The sequence below is a fragment of the Anaerolinea thermolimosa genome (assembly GCF_001050195.2).
GTDB classification, from domain to species: Bacteria; Chloroflexota; Anaerolineae; order Anaerolineales; family Anaerolineaceae; genus Anaerolinea; species Anaerolinea thermolimosa.
Window position 1 is genome coordinate 2,290,207 of the sequence record NZ_DF967965.1, and the last position, 17,835, is coordinate 2,308,041.

Sequence of the window (17,835 nt, forward strand, 5' to 3'; positions counted from 1 at the left end):
TTTTACACCAGTTTATAGCCGACTCCCCTCACGGTCAGAATGTGCCTGGGCCGGTTGGGATCTTCCTCAAGCTTTTCTCTCAGCCAGCGAATATGCACATAGAGGGCCTGTGGCTCACCTTCGAATTCTGCACCCCATACTCTGGCAATCAATTCGTCGGCTGAAACCACTTTCCCGGCATTGAGAGCCAGCGCATAAAGGAGATCAAATTCCTTTGGTGAGAGATCAATTTCCTTACCGCTTATGGAAACAGTATGTGCCCCCGGATCAATCCGGATATCGCCAATTTCAAGAGTTGAAGCAGGAGAAGTATCAACAGAGGGAGGATTTGCTCTGCGTAAGGTTGCCTTAATTCGGGCGAGAAGCACATCAAAATCAAAAGGTTTGGTGACGTAGTCGTCAGCTCCAAGTTCCAATCCAAGAATTTCGTCAAGTTCTCGCCTTCTGGCCGTCACAAAAATTACTGGAGCTTTCGTTTGTTCTCGAAAGTGCTTCAATGCATCCAGTCCGTCCATCCCTGGCATATTGATATCCAGAAGAATCAGGTCAGGTGGTTGCTGTTGTGCAATTAAGAGGCCATCCTCGGCTGTAGCTGCAGTGAAAACATCGAATCCAGCTTTTTCGAGATTAAATCCCAGGCTTCGACGTAACAGCACGTCATCATCAATGATGAGAATACGTTTGGACATAAACTGGCTGAATTCTATAGAACATGATCTTGCATAAATAGAACAAGTGTACTATAATCTCCATAGAGAGTATTTTTTCTATGGCCTATTTCAATTCTAACCCAGGATTTCTTAATATTGCGGCTTTTTATTCCGAAACTTACGCCCTTGGGCCTGGAGCCAGAGCTGCAGTCTGGGTTCAGGGTTGTATTTTTCATTGCCCGGGCTGCATTGCCCCCGATTGGATTCCACAAAAAAAAGCCATATTAATTAAACCCGAAGATCTGGCAAACAAGGTTACCGAAAATCCACGAATTTCAGGGGTTACCCTCTCTGGCGGTGAACCCATGCTACAGGCTGCTCTCCTTTATGAATTTCTAATTCATTGTAAGTCGAAGCGCGATCTGGATGTAATTCTATTTACAGGTTTCCAGTATGAAGTTTTACTCCAAAAAGATGAACAGACGGGAATTCCTCAACTTCTAAGTCTGACCGATGTATTAATTGACGGTCCATACGTTCAGGCTAAAAATGATGGGGTCGGGTTACGAGGTTCATCCAATCAACGGATTTTATATTTAACGAATCGCCTAAAAAACCAGATATTAGAAACCTTTCCAAGGCAAATTGAATATCAATTTACCGGAAGTGAAACCCTTATTGTAGGAATACCACCGCTTCAATGGCCGAATATTGATCTATTACAGCATGGTTCCATGCGCCAGGAAAGGATTGGATGAATATGTCCGGGCATAAACGTGCTACTGTTACGATCAGTCAGGAAGAATATCGCCGGTTATACGAAGCTGAACAGCGGAATTACTTTGACCTGCTAGCCATCCCTGATGACATCGCCAGTCAATCTCGACTAGAGCAGGAGTCACAGATAACCCGGGTTTATGATGAGCTTGTATCACGACAGAAAAAATACGAGCAATTCTTAAAATTAATGGATGAGCGTATCCAGGAAGTCGAATTAACTACCGCACAACAGTTGCTGGATACACAGGCCGATGTTTTTTCCCATTTCATAAACGAATCCGAAGGCTGGTTTCTAGAGACCCATAAAAAAATTGAACAATACCAGCAGGAATTTTCACAAAGGATCGAAAGCGAACATGCCAGATTCAAGCATGAATTTCTCAAACATCAGAAAGCCCTTCAAAAAATAGAAGATTTTAAACATTCTACTCAACAATTGGCTCTGGATTGGATCAACAACACCCAGGATTTGATTCATTTTATCGACCGGGAATACCCACCCGAAATTGTTGACCTTACCATCGAGACTTCCATGCTACAGCAAGCCATTGAGAACTTTCAAAAGGGCCTGTTTGAATCCTGTATTGCTCTGTGCCAGTCAACCTTTTATCAATTATCCAGACAGCGAGTGCAGGCGGAAAAGAAGATCAACCTTCTGCAGACATTAACTCTGACTGTGGAACAATCCTTTAACCTGCTAATTGAAAGAATAAATTCCAATCGATATGTTCAAGCAATTGATCAGGAAGGAAATTTCCTTGAGACTACGATTGACGTGGACTTTTGGAGCAGTGGGAAACTTTCCGAATTATTGAATGAAGTTCAAAACGTCTACACCGAAATTCAACATCATCCTTACTCACTTTCAGAAAACAACCTGGCTGAAATCCTCGAAAAACGAACTCCAGAATGGAGTAGTCTTCTGGTGGAAATTGTTCATGAAGCCAGAAGAACAGCGTTAAATGCACAGATTCGTTATAGTTTGGCGCATTTGATTCTTGAATCCGCATTAACTCAGGGGTATAGACCTGTCGCAGGAGAATATGAAGAGAAGGATTATCGTAAAGCGTATATCGCCAGAGCCATCGGAATAGATGGAAGTGAAATCAGAATAAAGATCGACCCTTTAGAAAACCTGTCATTCTCAATGTCATTGGAGAATAACCCGGGTTCTCATATCTCCGAAGCGGAAATGAAACAGCGAATGATGGAATTAATCCACAGTGTCAGCCAATCTGGCTTCGACCTTGGGAAAATCGAGGCTGTTCAATTAAGGACGGAACCAACAGAAGAAGAGTTCGCCAAACCTATCCGAGTCAGACAGTCTGTGAGCCGGTAAAGGGTGTCCTATGGAAAGAATTCGAACTGCCCTCAACCAATTATCCACGAACCGTTTTCTGGTTTGCTTTGGAAATGGAATAGAAGACTCCTTTCTCTCACCCCAGGGAAATGAACTTTCCATTTACCAGGCAATGGGGAAAGTTTTAAAACAACAGGGATACCAAAGAATACTTTTCTCTTCACTGGAAAATCCAATTGAATTTTATGATGAAGAATCTCGCCAGTTATCTTCCGAGTTTCTATGGGCTCTTGACCCTGAAAGGAGAGAATCCTCCATTCGGTCCACCCTTGAGCCCGGGCCTTTTGGATCGCAACTCATAACGCCGGTGTTGCCCCGAGTGGAGATAAAGGGATTTGCATTGGGTGACACTCATGCCCTGAGGTGGATTGAGCAAATTCTTCTTGATGAAAGCACTTACAGGACCTGTGTCATTTTTAAACAATTTGAAAGTTATTCACGTCATTTCACCGATCAACGTACACTGGTTAGCGTAATTTCTAATTTGTATAAATGCCCAACCAGTAATCCTCATCGCGTAATCTTTTTATTTTCATCATCATCCCTGGAATTACTCCGTGAATCAGCTCGAGTGTTTCCTGTCCCTGAAATTCGATCCATCATTCTTGATCCACAAAACAACAAAACAGGTTCTCCCATTTGCGAAATTAAATATCCCGGTATAGATGAATTGGGAATCCTCCTGCAAAAGAGAAGTCATTTTTTGCAACAACATTTATCCCCAAATAGCAGTAAACGTATAGCCCGGATTCTTTATGCAGAGAATCAACCTTTAAAAACCTGGGTACACCGCCTAAATTCCATTCAAATTCTTGAAATGGATGAATTGAGAAAACATGGTTGGCTTTCCTCTACCCGATCTGTAGATCACTCCGCATGGAATTCTCTCATGGGTCTTGTGGGGCTTGAACCCATTAAAACAAGAATAAAAGAATGGCTTGATTGGGTTGAAATCCATGAGCGCTATTCGATTGAGGGAAAGCCCACTTTCCACATGATATTTATGGGTAATCCAGGAACTGGGAAAACCACCGTGGCAAGGTTAATTGGTGAAATATTTCAGGATTTTGGCATCCTGAAAAAGGGGCACCTCGTTGAAGTGAAAGCCGCCGATCTGGTAGCCGATTATGTCGGGGGCACTGCAATCAAAACAAATCAGGTTATTGAACAGGCCTTGTATGGTGTTCTTTTTATCGATGAAGCTTACGCCCTCGCTGAAAAAGAACGTGGTGGTTTTGGAGCTGAAGCCCTGGAAACCCTCCTCACACGCATGGAAAACGATCGTGAAAATATGGTCGTCATCCTCGCCGGATATAAAGATCCTATCGAGCACCTCCTCCGCTCTAATCCGGGATTATCCAGACGTTTTCCCAGTGAAAATCGGTTTATTTTTCCAGATTTTTCAACCGATCAGCTGTTAAACATTCTTTTAAAAATGCTGGAAACGAAAGGGATTCGCGTTGAACCTGATATGATCCCTATCCTGTCTTCCATTATCCAGGAAATGAGTTCGCTTAAAGGGGGTAATTTTGGGAACGCCGGTGAAATGCGGAATTTTTCCGATAGCCTGGAAAGATTATGTTTTTCACGATACAGTAAAAACAACCTGCACCCACCCTTTATTCTCCACCCCGATGACATAAGTGAAGAATACCGATCCTATATCCAACCAATCACCCCGGAATTATCCGGAATTTTAGGGGAACTCGATTCCCTTATTGGGCTTGAACCAGTAAAGCGATGGTTACGCAAACAGGTTGCCCGGGTGCTCTTTGAACGTTATCGCGAAAGCCAGGTACCTCATAAAGGAACTAAACAATTACTCAAGCATATGGTTTTCACTGGCAATCCTGGCACTGGAAAAACCACGGTTGCGAGAATGATCGGCAAAATTTACCAGGCTCTCGGTTTATTGAGAAAGGGTCACCTAGTGGAGGTATCCTTACCAGACCTGGTAGCTGGTTATGTCGGCCAAACCCCGGCAAAGGTGATGGATCAAGTACATCGTGCTCTGGATGGGGTTTTATTTATTGATGAAGCTTATTCACTAACCCGCATGGCAGGGCATGAAAATGCATCCTTTGGACAGGAGGTGGTTGACACACTTGTAAAGGTCATGGAAGACTATAAGGGGCAAATTTTAATTATTCTCGCAGGATATCCCGAAGAGATGGCGCACTTCCTTCGTACCAACCCGGGATTAAGCTCACGCTTCACCACCCCTATTCTTTTTCCCGACTTTGACCGAGAAAGTATGAAAAAACTTCTACAACATCTGGCTCATCAAGATCAATTAAGATTGTCCGAGGAAGTTCTAGAAATAGCGGTTGACCATCTGGTTACCACACAGTCCATGAATCCCTCAACATTCGGTAATGCACGTCAGGTTATTGCGTTATACGAACAAATGAAGGACAACCTCGCTGAAAGGGTCATGGCAACCGACCACTCAAATGATGGATTAATCTTATCAAACCAGGATCTTTCCTTTCTTCCGGAAGATCTTTACGGAAGTGAGATGACCGTTGTGGTACAGGCTATCCCCAGAAATACTCGCAACACTGTTCCGATGCAATCCTGGGTTCTACCCAAAAAGCCCAACTCCCCTTAGGCTTTCTCCCGCATCATCTGCTCGAGAGCCGCCTTCATGATCCTTGCCGTGTTTTCATACCAGTCCCGGCGATTTGCATCTCCTGCACGGTCGGATTGGGTTCGTAAATCCTGGAAGGTTTCCGTTGCATCCACCCAGCTGCGGATTGCCCGATCTTTTTCACCCGGTACGGACCACAACGCCACCCCTATCATCCACCGCACCACCGCCCATGGATGGCTCCAGGGGGTGAATGCTGCCGCCCCCCTTGACCAGTATTCCACTGCCCAGCGAGGATTTCCCATTTGGTGAGCCGCCAGCCCAATGACTACCCAGACTTCCGCAGTCTCTGCTGGATCCAATCGATTGGTGCTGATTCCTGCCAGTAAATTACCAATTTCATACGCCTGTGCATACTTTTTCTGGACTATTTCCTCGGTAATCTGTTTGGCAAATTGTTTCGCCGGGTCACTCAAACGGCTTGGTTCAAAAAGATTCAGCCAGTAATAAGCCTCTTCTGCGGTACAGGCCATATCCAGGCGCATCTTATCAATCTGTTTGTAATACCACCGCACCATATCCGAGGCCGAGACCCTTCCCTTTTCAACCGCACACCTTTGAAAAATCTCCCTGGCATGGAACCAGTTGGCGTAAGCCTGATTGTTATTCATCAACTTCCATTCAACAATTCCAAGCATCCATTTTGCCACCGCCGCACGGTGGCTAATGGGCCGATATCGCCGTACTGCTTCCACCAAATCCTGGCGAGCGGCGGCATAATCTCCCTTTTCATACTCATAACGGGCAATGGTCACCAGTACCTCTAGCCCTTCCAGCACATCTCTGCTGGAATGGCTGTTTGCACGCAACTGCCTTACCAGTGCTTCTTTATGACTCTCTGGAACATGCACATCCTGTAACTGATAAAGCGACAAGAGGTTAACATTGCTCAAGTGACTGCGGTCATCTACATTTAACCAGCTGAATGCTTCGCCGATGGTAATCATCCTTCCCTTCCCTGATGCATTCCTATTTTTCAACCCCTTTGCCCAATTCCTTCTTGCTGGATTCAGCCAGGGTCTCAAGAAGCTGTGAAGTGTGGCTCAACAACACGGTTCGCACACTCTCTACCGCATTGACCCCGTTCATGTCCGCATTTTCAAGGGCATTGGCAATTGCCATGATTAACTCGGCCTGTGCCTCTGCCCGGCCTAATTCCTGATACACCAGCCGTTTGGCCTCACCATAAGCCTTGACCACCTGAGCATTCCCCAACCAGTCAGCCGCCCAGGTTGCCGTGCGCTGCTCATCCACAAGGTCTGAATCAATGGCAAAATGCCCCACATCCACATAAATTAACTCGGCCCCCAGGTTACGGAGCGCGGTACGGGTAGGCCCATGAAACAAACTGTATCTCAACTCACGCCGCGGATCCTGGCCCGCCTCGCGGGGAGCCGTAAGGGCATCGATATCATGAGCGTTGATATAGTCGGTGATTCCCCCCACAATGGCGCGAGAAACGGCTGTCTTCCAAGCTTCCAGCCCTTTTTCATCGACCGCCAGATTATAAGCCATGTTCCAGAGGGCTTTCTCATCGAATGGATATGGATTCTGGAGGGTTCGACGTTTGGGCTTTCCTCCTTCCAGTTCAGGAAAAAGCCGGTACCGATAATGAATATCTCGTACCGTTACTCGAATGCCGTCACGGGTAAGGGCCTTGACGTCATCCCGGCTGCCCTGTTGCTCTTCCAGGCTGGCGATCTGCCCGATGGTTTCAAAGGGAGCCAAAAAATAGGTTTCCCGCAGGGTGATATTAGAAGGTTGACGCAGTTTTCGAAATAAAACGGCATTTCCCGGGTGGATGTGAACATATCCCGGCCCACCAATTACATCCAGAAGGTTGATTTCTCCCTTGGGAATCTTCTTCGCCCCACCATCGATCAGCAGGGTCGGATAATTCAATCCGGTCATCGAAGAAAGGATATATTTCAATCCTAAACGCAACTGAGGGAGGGCATAAATATCCCGGATGTAAGCCCCTGCCCATAAAAACACCCCCACCGTGGCCGCCAGAGGTGCAAGATAATACCGCATACTTGCCGGGCTGAACAACACCGCCAGGATCGTCCCCAGCGGGTCCTTCATCAGGCTTTCTGACGCAAGATACAGATCCCAGCTTTCAAACCGAAATGTTCCCCAAAATACCATGGACAGAGCTAAAAAGCCTGCCCCTAAAATCCTGAGCCAGCCATAAACTTGCTGCCGTGAGGCGATATCTGTCTGGGTAGCACGCAAATGACTCAAGCTCCACCTCCCTGGGGTAAATCAGGTGGCTGAGGGGGTGGCGGCGGATTAATCTCCCCCATGGAAAGCAACTGATGCGCATGTTTCATTAAGTCCAGCGTATTGCCCGGTAAAAGCTGCCTTGTTTGCGGATCAGAAGCGACACGATCGAAGGCCTGCATTAATCGCACCGCCAGCACCTCTTGATGGCTGGTGGTTTGATAAATTTGCTTCAAATGCGCTACCAGGTCTTGTTGAGCCAGTGCCCGCGCGCGAGCACGTATCCGAGAGGCCTCTAATTCCCGGGCCGCACTGATGATTTCGGCATCACGCTGCCAGGGGGCACGCCAGCTTTCCAGCCGGTGGCGGTAAACAGCCTCAGAGACCGGGGTAATATCCCCAAACCCGCTGGCGATCACCTTAATCCCACGGTCACGTAAAATTTTAGAGTTCATCAGCGGGCGCACCTCAGAAACAATGAGGTCAGCCTCCCGATAAACCCTGCGGACGCTAAATGGCTCACCCGAGGCCAGAAAGACCAGTCGAAAAGAAAGCAGCCCATTGTTTCGCATCGTCTGTCGCAGGCGTGCTTTATACCGGTTTAAAGGGAGCGGAAGGATACTCCCGGGCTGGTAGAGATCATCATAACTTACCTGAGAGATGATCTCCCGGAAGATACTTGCCGCGAGACGGGTTGGGAGCTCCGTCCATGGCCTGGGATTTTCATCTTCTCCCCTGGCTTCTGCATACGCAGCGGCAAATACACGCTCTCGATTGAACACCGGTAATGCCGAAGGCTCAGGCAACGGCGTGTACGGTTTCACAGCATGGGTATATTCAAGAACGTGAAAGAAATGGTGAATTTCCTGACGATCCAGACGATCCAATTCGTCACTCATCGAGATAAGCCGCAAATGCCCATCGGGTAACTTCTCAAACAGTAGCACCCTCAAATTTTCAGGACGATGCTCACCATCATAAGAGACCTGCACCACATCCGGTTCCTGCCCAATGGTAAAGATCGACCAGACATTTGCAGAAACTTCAATCCCGTTACGGGTATAGCCGGTAACGTCTTTTATCACCCTGAATTGCCTGCGTAAATCGACGGCCGTTTTAATGCGCTCCCGCGGACGTAAAAACACAATTCCCGGCCCCATCACCCGGGGTGATTCCGCCCGGTCGGCCAGACCAAGCGACCACATCAACCGATGCATGAGGCTGTCAAACCCAGAACCAATACCCGGGGGCGGCAGCCGCTCTTCGAGGACGATAGCCGAATTGAAGTCCACCACGGCTACCCCCGGGCCGTCCCGATTATCTTCCTTCGTTGAAAGCACGCGGCCATCTTTAACAAAAACCGCCTGCCCGTGCTGTCCAAGAATGAACACGAGAAACTGAAATGCTGCCCGCAGTCGTTCACGCGCAGTTGACACCGGTAAAAGTGCCTGTTGTGAGATAAGGATTACCCAGAAGCCAAAAAACACCAGGAATTCCAGAAGCTGATACCCCAGCTTTCCTGTGGATTCCAGCCTGGCTTCTGTAAGTCCGCCGGGAGATCCCAGAAAAATCGCAAAAAAATCTGAAAGTTCGCGCCAGAATAAAACGATAAAGAGCAGAGCAAGAACGATGATCGTTCCGCTGATGATCAAACGCCTGCGCTTGTTAGATGCCTCTTCGATGTACATAGGCTGGAATCAGGAAAAATGTTCGATGAACATGAATCAGTATATCCTTTTTTTAAAAGGAATGTCAAGTCGTGCCAGTTCCAAAAAATTTACTTCGAGAACACAAAAATCAACAGGGAAAGGAATGCCCCGCCACCACTTGCCAGCGCCAGGTTCACGTCGCCGTTCAAATAAAGCTGGATTCCCCCGAGAAAAAACGCGGCAAACAAAATTCCCCACGATAACCGCCGAATAGATTTTTCTACTCGCCGAATATCCTCTTTCAGTTCAGGGGTCTGCACCGTCAACTTTCCCTGTTCTATTCGGTTCAACAATGCATCACTGCGGCGCGGCAAACCGATCAAAATCCGAAGTGTATCGGTCACCTCAGTTGTCAAAAACCTTAACCCGTTTCCGCGATCATTTTCTACCAGTTTTTGGGTATAGGGGGTGATCTGCTCCCAGATGTTGAAATCCGGGTCCAGTCCACTGCAAATGCCCGAAAGAATACTCACACATCGACCCAGAAGGATAAAATTCTCCGGCACCTGGAAGGGCATCTCATACAGCACATCCCTGAATTCTCTGGCAAAATCCAGAATTTCTTCCCGGGCCATTCCTGTCAGTTCCGGGGCAGTGCGTCCCCAAAACCGTGAGAACGCCTCAGCGCTGGCTTTTTCAATCAATTCCAGGTCAGCACCCGGAAGCAAAATATGAAGCTGTTGATAGGCACGTACCAGCCTGCCGGCATCCTGAGTGCCAATAGCAATCAAGGCCTCCCGTAAACCAGAAAGCGTGGTCTCGGTTAAATGGCCCACCATTCCGAAATCCACAAAAATTAATTTCCAGGGTTCTCCAGTCTCCTGAGATGGCGGTGAGACGAACAAATTCCCCGGATGGGGGTCGGCATGGAAAAAGCGATCCTCAAAAATTTGCTTGAGGTAAGTGGCAAACAAGCGCTCGGCCACTTCTTTACGGTTCAGGCCAGCGGTTTCAATGGCCGCGTAATCGGTGATTTTAATTGCGCGCACATCCTCCAGCGTGAGAACGCGCCGTGTAGTGTGTGACCAGATCACCCGTGGGACACATACTCCCGCATCTCCGGCAAAGTTCTCAGCAAATGTCTCGGCGTGTTTTCCCTCAAGCAGGTAATCCATTTCTTCGTAAAGCGAGTGGCTGAACTCTTCCAACAGAGCCGGAACATGCGCTCGCTTGCGCACAGGTTCGTACCATTGAATCCAGCGGCCCACCACCCGTAGAGCAGCAAGGTCTACGGCAACAATCTGATCAATGCCCGGGCGCTGCACTTTCACCACCACCCCGGTACAGGGAACACCCTCCTCTGCCCTCAATCGAGCATGATGTACCTGGCCGATGGAGGCTGCTGCCAGTGGTTCAGGATTGAACCATTCAAAACGGCTCTCCAACGCCTCCCCAAATTCTTCTTCGATCACCCGGCGAATATCCTCAAAGCGTTCGGGGCGCACTTCATCCTGTAAGTTGACCAGTTCATCGGTTATTTCGCGGGGTAGCACATCCAGACGGGCAGAGAGGAATTGCCCCACTTTAATCATGACTCCTCCCATCTGAATAGCCATCGCCCGAAACGAAGCCGCAATGCTCCTTAACCGCCGGGTACGGTTACGAACGGCCATCCAACGCAACCCCATGGCCGGCAGAAAAATATCCCAGAGGAGCACCTGAAGCAGCACTCTTCCAAAAAACCATAAGATCCGAAGATAGCGCGAACGAAGCATAAAGTTATTATAAATCTCCCTGGATGGTCAGCTATAATCAGTCTGTGAATCCTGCTCCAGCCATTGAGCTTCTGGTCATCGGTGGTGGGCCAGCCGGTTTTTTCGCCGCCCTCACCCTTGCGGAAGCACGGCCCCGTTCCTCAATCGTGATCCTTGAGAAAGCCTCCACGGTTTTAGGTAAAGTGCGCATTTCAGGTGGGGGGCGTTGTAACGTCACTCACGCCTGCTTCGACCCGGCGATTCTCACCCGGTTCTACCCCCGGGGTGGGAGGGAATTGCGCGGGGTCTTTGCCCGCTTTCAACCCGCCGATACCATACGCTGGTTCGAATCTCATGGGGTTTTATTGAAAACTGAGGAAGATGGACGAGTGTTCCCGGTGAGCAACTCCTCTGAGACCATCATCTCCTGCTTAACCGGAGAAGCCGCCAGGCAGGGAATAGAGGTCCATACGCACACCCGGGTAAAGAGCCTTGAACGAACACCAGAGGGTACCTTTGTGGCAACCTGCCACGATGGAACGCTCTGGCATACCCGAAGAGTCATCCTTGCTACCGGCGGAGAAGGCGGCTTCCATCTGGCTGCCGGGCTGGGCCACACCATTCAGCCCCCTGTACCTTCCCTCTTTACCTTCAAAATCCATGACCCCCGCTTTGAGGGGCTTCAGGGAATCAGCATTCCAGCTGTGCGTCTTTGGCTGCCAACAGCTAACATCCACAGTGAGGGTGCGTTATTAATCACTCATTGGGGGCTCTCCGGGCCGGCAGTGCTACGACTCTCCGCATGGGGAGCGCGCGTTCTTCATCAACACAACTACCAGCTGGCATTAACCATCCACTGGCTACCCGGATTATCAGAAGACGGGGTAATGGCCCACCTTAAAAACCAGCGTAGTCATCATGGGCGTAAACGTGTCACGGCATGGTGTCCTTTTGAAGCAATAGCCCAGCGCTTGTGGCAAAAGCTGGTGCTTTCCGCAGAGATTCCCGAAACCACAACCTGGTCCACCCTCACCCGGCAACAAATAGTCCGTCTGGCCCAGGAATTAACCGCCGGCAGGTATGAAATTGCCGGAAAAGCGCCTTTCAAAGATGAATTTGTCACCTGTGGGGGCGTAACCCTTGACGAAGTGGATTTTCGAACTCTGGAAAGCCGCCTGGTTCCGGGCCTCTTCCTGGCAGGCGAAGTCCTCGATATCGATGGCCTGACCGGTGGATTCAACCTGCAAAACGCATGGAGCACGGGCTGGGTTGCGGGAAGGGCAATCGCCGGGAAAACGTAGGTAGATCGTCAAGCAAAATCGCCCGGTGCTTGTTACGATACAGACAACGGGCGACTTCACTTCTTCTTCTCCTCCGATGTAAGGACCGGTCAGGCGTAACCGGTCCTTACCAGTTAAACCACCTTATTCACCACCCCCGATGGGGGGAAAAATATCTATCTTATCGCCAGGGGCAATTTGGGCGTCCAGGCCTTCAGGAAGGAAGACGGCATCCCGGCCATTGACGAAAACGCGAACGTGGGAGACAATGGAGCCATCCCCATCCAGAATCTTTCCTTGAAGCGATGGATAAGACTCTGTCAGCCGAGTCAAAAGTCCCCGAAGTGTTAAATCGGGTTGCCACGCCAGCTCCAGCTTCTTCTGACCTACCAGCGAGCGTAAAGTTGCATACAGGTTAATCTCCATGATAGAAACCATTGTAATCAGGCAACTCAGGCCAGTCAATGATCTGGCTTCATCCCAATTCCTCATCGGGACAGAAGCTGGTATTCACTCCCGTGAAAGGATTCATCCCTGTTTTCCATTGTTCTCAAGGAGCTTTCTATGAATCCCCCCAATGATCAAGAGATCATTACCGACTATCTGCATCATGGGCCCATGACCGATCCGCGATCTTTCGCCCAACTCTACCATCCCCTCCCCAACGATGTTCCCGCTTTAGTAAAAACAGTTCAGGGTCTGATGGTGCATATCTTTTGGGCCGGGGCTTATCAGCTCCAACTCACCCCTGAGCGTGAAACGGAGGTCACCCTGCGGCCTGTGTGGCGTAAATTGGCCCGCATACTGGAGCTTGACCCTTCTCCCCTCACCCAGCCCCGCGAGAAAGAACAAAAGCTGGTGGGGAATTGCCGCGATTTCACCGTGCTCACAGTATCTATCTTGCGCGCCCGGGGGTTCCCGGCCCGCTCACGCTGCGGCTTCGGCACTTATTTTTTACCGAATCATTATGAAGATCACTGGGTGCTGGAATACTGGAACGAACCTCAGAAACGCTGGGTGATGGTCGATGCTCAGCTCGATGAGCTCCAGCAGGAGAAACTCAAACTGGCGATTGATCCTCTCGACATGCCTGCCGGAGTCTTCGTCACCGGTGGAGAAGCCTGGTTAATGGCCAGGGAGGGGAAAGCTGACCCGGACCATTTTGGCATCTTTGATTACCACGGCATGGATTTTATTAAAGGCAATCTTCTCCGTGATTTACTTGCCCTCAACCGGTTTGAAGTGCTACCCTGGGACATCTGGGGGATTTTAGAGAAACCGGTCGCCGAAATGAGTGCGCAAGAACTTGCCCAGCTGGATGAATGCGCCAGGATATGCCAGCGGGCTGATGTTCCTGCCGCGCGCGCATTCTACGAGACCCATCCGGCTTATCATGCTCCACTGGAGTGGGCAGATTAAGGAAGCGGGCTATTTACTCCCCTTCCAGAAGCCATCCATCACTTCTACGGTATCTTGCAGGCGTTCAAAATGGGGCATTCCCAGGCTGGGTACCAGCCTCACGGCCTGCCAGGCAGGGTTTTTAATTAACAAATCGGGCAATGCCCCAAAATTGGAATAGGGATCGCGATCATAAATCACCAGCGTGGGGGTGCGTAGCCGTTCATAAATGGCCACACGCACCTGAGGGGTGAACAACTTTCCGCTGAGGAAATAGAGCGGTGCGTGCTCGGCCCCCGGCTGGTGGGCACTTGCATAGGCATATTCCACAAAACCAGGGGGAATGGGCCCATAGAAGCTTTTACTCAGAAAAAATTCGATGCTTGATCGGGTAGCGATCAAATCAAAGATCGGCCGGGACCATAACGGAAAGGAAAGGATCAAGTGAAAGATATTACTGAGCCCATACATTCGGCTGAATGCACTGCTTGCACTTCCGCTCATTCGGCTTAATCCGGTAGGCGAGAGGAAAATAAGCGAATTGACCAGATCAGGACGGGTATATGCTACTCGCGCGGCGAACTCACAACCGAGAGACAGGGCAACGATATCAACCGCTTCTCCCAACCCTGACTCGATGAATTCCTGAAGGGCAAAAGTGTACAATTCTGGGGAATAGATGCGTTCAGAACGGTCCGAAAAACCAAATCCGGGTAGATCAAGAGCATAAACCGGACGTTTGCCACGATAATATGCAAATAACGGCCCCATTTCGTAAGCGCTGGCGGCGGCATTGATGCTGTGCACCAGCACCAGCGGTCGCCCGGTTCCAGAACGGTCTGCATAGACATTTAACCGCCCGGCTGATCGGCTCTGAAAACTCTCACGTTCAGCGGGGATTGCATCACCAACAGGCATGGCGTGATTAATTCCGTAGTGGCTGTAAACAATCCAGCCCCCGGCCATGGCAAGGAGCAAACTTCCCGCCGGGAAACCCGAACGCCGCCCCCCATGTGTCTGAATCATCTCTTTCGATTTTCTGGTCATGGCAACCTCCGCTTCATCAAGTCCTTTGAATTATAAAGGGAAACGGAGGACTGTGGAAAAAATCACCCTTTGGTCTGGCTCATTTTAATCGCCTCAGGAAAGGTGCCCGTAACCAGGTCATCAGAGAAGATCCCAGTACAATTACGCCAAAGATCGTAACCGCCAGTGGAGCGCCAACCCGCGCTGCAAGATTCCCGATCAGTAACCCACCAAGGGGTTGTCCCCCGAATAAAATCAACACAAACAGGCCCATCACCCGGCCGCGTAATTCGTCAGGGGCCTCCGTTTGCAGGAGCGCATTGGTAACATTCCCCCAGATCAGCATCCCCAGACCCATCATAGCCATCAAAGCCAGAGAAACCGGCAACCAGTGCAATTGGGCAAACACCAGCGTAGCCACTGGCAGGATGAGCATGGCCATAGAGAGTAAGCGTCCTCGAATACCCTTCCTTCCGGTAGAGGCAACCAGCAACGCCGCCACCAGCGACCCAACTCCGCGAGCCGAAAGGAGCAAACCATTGGTGCGAACATCTCCCCCAAGCACATCCACTGCCCAGGCCGGGATAATGGTAGTCAGGCTGAACCCGAAAATGGCGAAAACCGCCAGGTTGATCAGCAAAGTGCGAATAGTCTCCTGGCTCAATGCATATTGAATGCCTTCTCGTAATTCCATGAGCGCCGAAGCCGCCCTTTGGCGCACGGGAGGCGCCGGCAAATGCATCCGCCACAGGGCAAAAAGCATGGCTACAAACGAAAGGCCGTTGGCAGCAAAACACCACCCCGGACCGAGCGCCGCGTATGCCAGACCACCTACCGCCGGTCCAAGGATCGTTGCCAGGTGAAAAATAGTGGCATTGAGAGCAATGGCGTTGGTTAAATCCTCGCGCCCAACCAGTTCCATGATAAAACCATTCCGGGAAGGCCCATCAAAAGCATTGGCCACCCCGGATAACACCGCCATCACCAGAATATGCCAGGGTTGTACCACCCCTGCAAAAACAAGCCCTGAGATAATAAAAGAAAGGCTCATCAAAAGGGTGTTGGTGAGGAACAACATCGTCCGGCGGGGAACTCGATCTGCAACCACCCCACCATACAGAGAAAAGAGCCAGATGGGAATTCCCCAGGCAAAACTCACGTAACCGAGATAGGCGGTAGACTGGGTAAGATCATAGATCAGATACCCCTGGGCAGTGTTTTGCATCCACCCACCGATCGAAGAGATAAACTGCCCCACCGACCAGATACGATAATTGGGATGCCGCATGGCGGCAAAGGTATCCAGTGCGCGCAGGCGTAACCCTGCCCGTGCATCAGAAAGCGCTTTTACATCCATGTCTTCTGCAACGATTTATCGATTTTTATCACCCATAACCGGGTTGAATTTGCTTCCAATCAATCCCCCAGCGTTCCAGAATTTCGACTGCCACATGCCCGTTCCTCGCTCGCGCCGATGCCCAGGCAATGGTCTCCGGTTCACGCGCATGGGGAGTGCACAACCATCGGGGATCAGGTTGAATCCCCACCCGTTCCAGGTCAAGCCGGTCGGCATCCAGACACACCTGCACCGTCACATTTCCGTCACAGGCTCCCCCGGTATGCCGGCTCATCGCCTGTTCCAGGAATACGAACCCTTCTTCATCCAGATCGATCCATGGGTTACGGAATGCACTGGCAAACTGGACTGCTCTGGCCCCATGGTATTCATCCAAGCCATCATCCAGACGGCGTGAATCGTGCAGCAGAGCAAAATACTCAACCACATCCAGGCGTGCACCACATTCCGCCGCAAGGCGCATTCCGTTTTCCATGACCCGCGCCCAGTGAAACACACCATGAATTCCCCCGATGGGAAGGGAAAATTGATCAAGCACAATTTTCACAAAACGAGGATCAACACCCATATTCCTGCCTTTCATTATACATGATCCCCTGTAACAAGACCGCCCCGGCAGGAAGAAAACTCCTCACCTCTGGCAGAAAAGCGTGTTACACTTGCCTCGAATCAACCTGGAAGACCCATCATGAATCCAATTGGTGCCAGACTCCTGTTTCTCATCTCATTCCTCGGATTGCTCTTCGGGCTGGTATCGGTTGCTCAGGCTTCCTGGCAGGGCGCCCATTTTTTGCAGGAAGTCACAGAGGAACCTTACCCTGGCCTTACAGAGGAGCCAACCCTCGATTCGGGATACGCCCCGCCTACCGGGGAATTCTCCCCTACTGTGGAAGAGAACACGCCCTCACCCGACACATCCGTGCAAACTCCTTCTCCAACCTCTTCGCCTGCGTTCCAGACTCTCACCCCTACACCCAACCTTGCAAGGAACTGGCTCCTCACCGAAGATGCCGAAATGCGCAACGCCCGGGTCACTCCTCCAGCCAATGCCCTCGTCCTACCGAACATCACCATGACCGCTTCCCCCACCCCCTCTCCTTCACCCGCAGCTTCCGGGGGTTTTATCTTCAACCAGCGCTGGTTTACCGCCGGTCTAATCATCCCCCTCGTATTATTCGGATTGGGATGGTTAGGCTACCGATGGGCTCACTCACCCGAATTTTCCGAAAAATAATCGCCAAAAGATTACAAATTTACTCCGATTAAGGTATAATAAAGTACGGTCCGGCTGACCGATCCTATCTGTATCTAAGGAGAGAGACTTATGACCGAGAGTGGATGTGCCTGTGGTGGAACCTGCGGCTGCGGGGGTAATCATGCCAGCACCGAACAGGTGTACCTGAGCAAAGAAGAATACATCACCCGCCTGGAGCAATACCTTGCTGACCTTAAAGCCGAAATCGCGGCCGTCGAAGAAGAGCTTTCTCAGCTTCGCCAGCCTGCCTGAAGGGAATTTGTTGGTGATTCATCGTTCACCCTGAACGAAACATTAATCTCCCCCTCTTCTCAAACCGGAAGAGGGGTTTTATTTTCAGGATGCGCCGCGGTTCTGCAAAGTTATCGATTTTGTTAAGAGAAGCCCTGCCCGTTTATGCTTTAATAATGGTGTTTCCAGGTAGAAATCGTTCTTTCATCACTGCCGGGCGTG

Annotated in this window: 16 protein-coding genes; 7 read left to right on the plus strand and 9 right to left on the minus strand. The window is 50.1% G+C overall.

Annotated elements, in window-relative coordinates:
* Positions 1–2 precede the first annotated feature (2 nt).
* The gene (locus ATHL_RS10410) at positions 3–689 is read right to left on the minus strand and encodes a response regulator transcription factor (RefSeq protein WP_062193220.1); all 687 of its coding nucleotides are present in this window, start codon (positions 687–689) and stop codon (positions 3–5) included.
* Positions 690–769: 80 nt separating this feature from the next.
* Between ATHL_RS10410 and ATHL_RS10415 the strand changes: the two genes are divergently transcribed.
* From ATHL_RS10415 to ATHL_RS10425, 3 genes are read left to right on the plus strand one after another with little or no spacing between them, the layout of a single operon-like run.
* Positions 770–1,408 carry a 4Fe-4S single cluster domain-containing protein gene (locus ATHL_RS10415; protein ID WP_062193222.1) on the plus strand — a complete coding sequence of 213 codons (639 nt, stop codon included), beginning with the start codon at positions 770–772 and terminating at the stop codon, positions 1,406–1,408.
* Between the two features lie 2 nt (positions 1,409–1,410).
* Positions 1,411–2,769, plus strand: coding sequence for a hypothetical protein (locus ATHL_RS10420; protein ID WP_162787669.1), 1,359 nt, complete (start codon positions 1,411–1,413; stop codon positions 2,767–2,769).
* Between the two features lie 10 nt (positions 2,770–2,779).
* Positions 2,780–5,401 carry an AAA family ATPase gene (locus ATHL_RS10425; RefSeq protein WP_062193227.1) on the plus strand — a complete coding sequence of 874 codons (2,622 nt, stop codon included), beginning with the start codon at positions 2,780–2,782 and terminating at the stop codon, positions 5,399–5,401.
* On the opposite strand, the gene ATHL_RS10430 is transcribed toward ATHL_RS10425, so the two are convergent.
* From ATHL_RS10430 to ATHL_RS10445, 4 genes are all read right to left on the minus strand, one after another.
* The gene (locus ATHL_RS10430; protein ID WP_062193230.1) at positions 5,398–6,387 is read right to left on the minus strand and encodes a hypothetical protein; all 990 of its coding nucleotides are present in this window, start codon (positions 6,385–6,387) and stop codon (positions 5,398–5,400) included. The genes ATHL_RS10425 and ATHL_RS10430 overlap by 4 nt on opposite strands.
* 22 nt (positions 6,388–6,409) lie before the next feature.
* Entirely contained in the window at positions 6,410–7,684 is a 1,275-nt protein-coding gene (locus tag ATHL_RS10435; protein ID WP_062193232.1) for a hypothetical protein, read from the minus strand.
* Positions 7,681–9,351, minus strand: coding sequence for a hypothetical protein (locus tag ATHL_RS10440; RefSeq protein WP_062193235.1), 1,671 nt, complete (start codon positions 9,349–9,351; stop codon positions 7,681–7,683). Before ATHL_RS10440 ends, ATHL_RS10435 begins: the two co-directional genes overlap by 4 nt.
* Before the next feature lie 89 nt (positions 9,352–9,440).
* Positions 9,441–11,087 (minus strand): ABC1 kinase family protein, encoded by a 1,647-nt coding sequence (locus ATHL_RS10445; protein WP_062193247.1) that lies wholly within the window; start codon positions 11,085–11,087, stop codon positions 9,441–9,443.
* A 44-nt stretch (positions 11,088–11,131) separates the two neighbouring features.
* Between ATHL_RS10445 and ATHL_RS10450 the strand changes: the two genes are divergently transcribed.
* Positions 11,132–12,367 carry a BaiN/RdsA family NAD(P)/FAD-dependent oxidoreductase gene (locus ATHL_RS10450; RefSeq protein ID WP_201797960.1) on the plus strand — a complete coding sequence of 412 codons (1,236 nt, stop codon included), beginning with the start codon at positions 11,132–11,134 and terminating at the stop codon, positions 12,365–12,367.
* 123 nt (positions 12,368–12,490) lie between these two features.
* Here ATHL_RS10450 and ATHL_RS10455 read toward each other — a convergent pair whose 3' ends face one another.
* Complete coding sequence (locus ATHL_RS10455; protein WP_162787670.1) at positions 12,491–12,772, minus strand: ubiquitin-like small modifier protein 1; 282 nt, start codon at positions 12,770–12,772, stop codon at positions 12,491–12,493.
* Between the two features lie 138 nt (positions 12,773–12,910).
* Between ATHL_RS10455 and ATHL_RS10460 the strand changes: the two genes are divergently transcribed.
* Positions 12,911–13,765, plus strand: a complete 855-nt coding sequence (locus tag ATHL_RS10460; protein ID WP_062193254.1) for a transglutaminase-like domain-containing protein — start codon at positions 12,911–12,913, stop codon at positions 13,763–13,765.
* A gap of 9 nt (positions 13,766–13,774) precedes the next feature.
* On the opposite strand, the gene ATHL_RS10465 is transcribed toward ATHL_RS10460, so the two are convergent.
* The 3 genes from ATHL_RS10465 to ATHL_RS10475 all read right to left on the minus strand — a co-directional run bounded on the left by ATHL_RS10465 (position 13,775) and on the right by ATHL_RS10475 (position 16,695).
* The gene (locus tag ATHL_RS10465; RefSeq protein WP_236822366.1) at positions 13,775–14,791 is read right to left on the minus strand and encodes an alpha/beta hydrolase; all 1,017 of its coding nucleotides are present in this window, start codon (positions 14,789–14,791) and stop codon (positions 13,775–13,777) included.
* A gap of 79 nt (positions 14,792–14,870) precedes the next feature.
* Positions 14,871–16,127 carry an MFS transporter gene (locus ATHL_RS10470; protein WP_062193256.1) on the minus strand — a complete coding sequence of 419 codons (1,257 nt, stop codon included), beginning with the start codon at positions 16,125–16,127 and terminating at the stop codon, positions 14,871–14,873.
* 28 nt (positions 16,128–16,155) lie between these two features.
* Positions 16,156–16,695: an HD domain-containing protein gene (locus ATHL_RS10475; protein WP_062193259.1), complete on the minus strand. Its 540-nt coding sequence runs from the start codon at positions 16,693–16,695 to the stop codon at positions 16,156–16,158.
* Between the two features lie 120 nt (positions 16,696–16,815).
* Between ATHL_RS10475 and ATHL_RS10480 the strand changes: the two genes are divergently transcribed.
* Positions 16,816–17,361, plus strand: a complete 546-nt coding sequence (locus ATHL_RS10480) for a hypothetical protein (protein WP_062193260.1) — start codon at positions 16,816–16,818, stop codon at positions 17,359–17,361.
* A 90-nt stretch (positions 17,362–17,451) separates the two neighbouring features.
* Positions 17,452–17,634: a DUF5320 domain-containing protein gene (locus ATHL_RS10485; protein ID WP_062193263.1), complete on the plus strand. Its 183-nt coding sequence runs from the start codon at positions 17,452–17,454 to the stop codon at positions 17,632–17,634.
* The last annotated feature ends 201 nt before the right edge of the window (positions 17,635–17,835 follow it).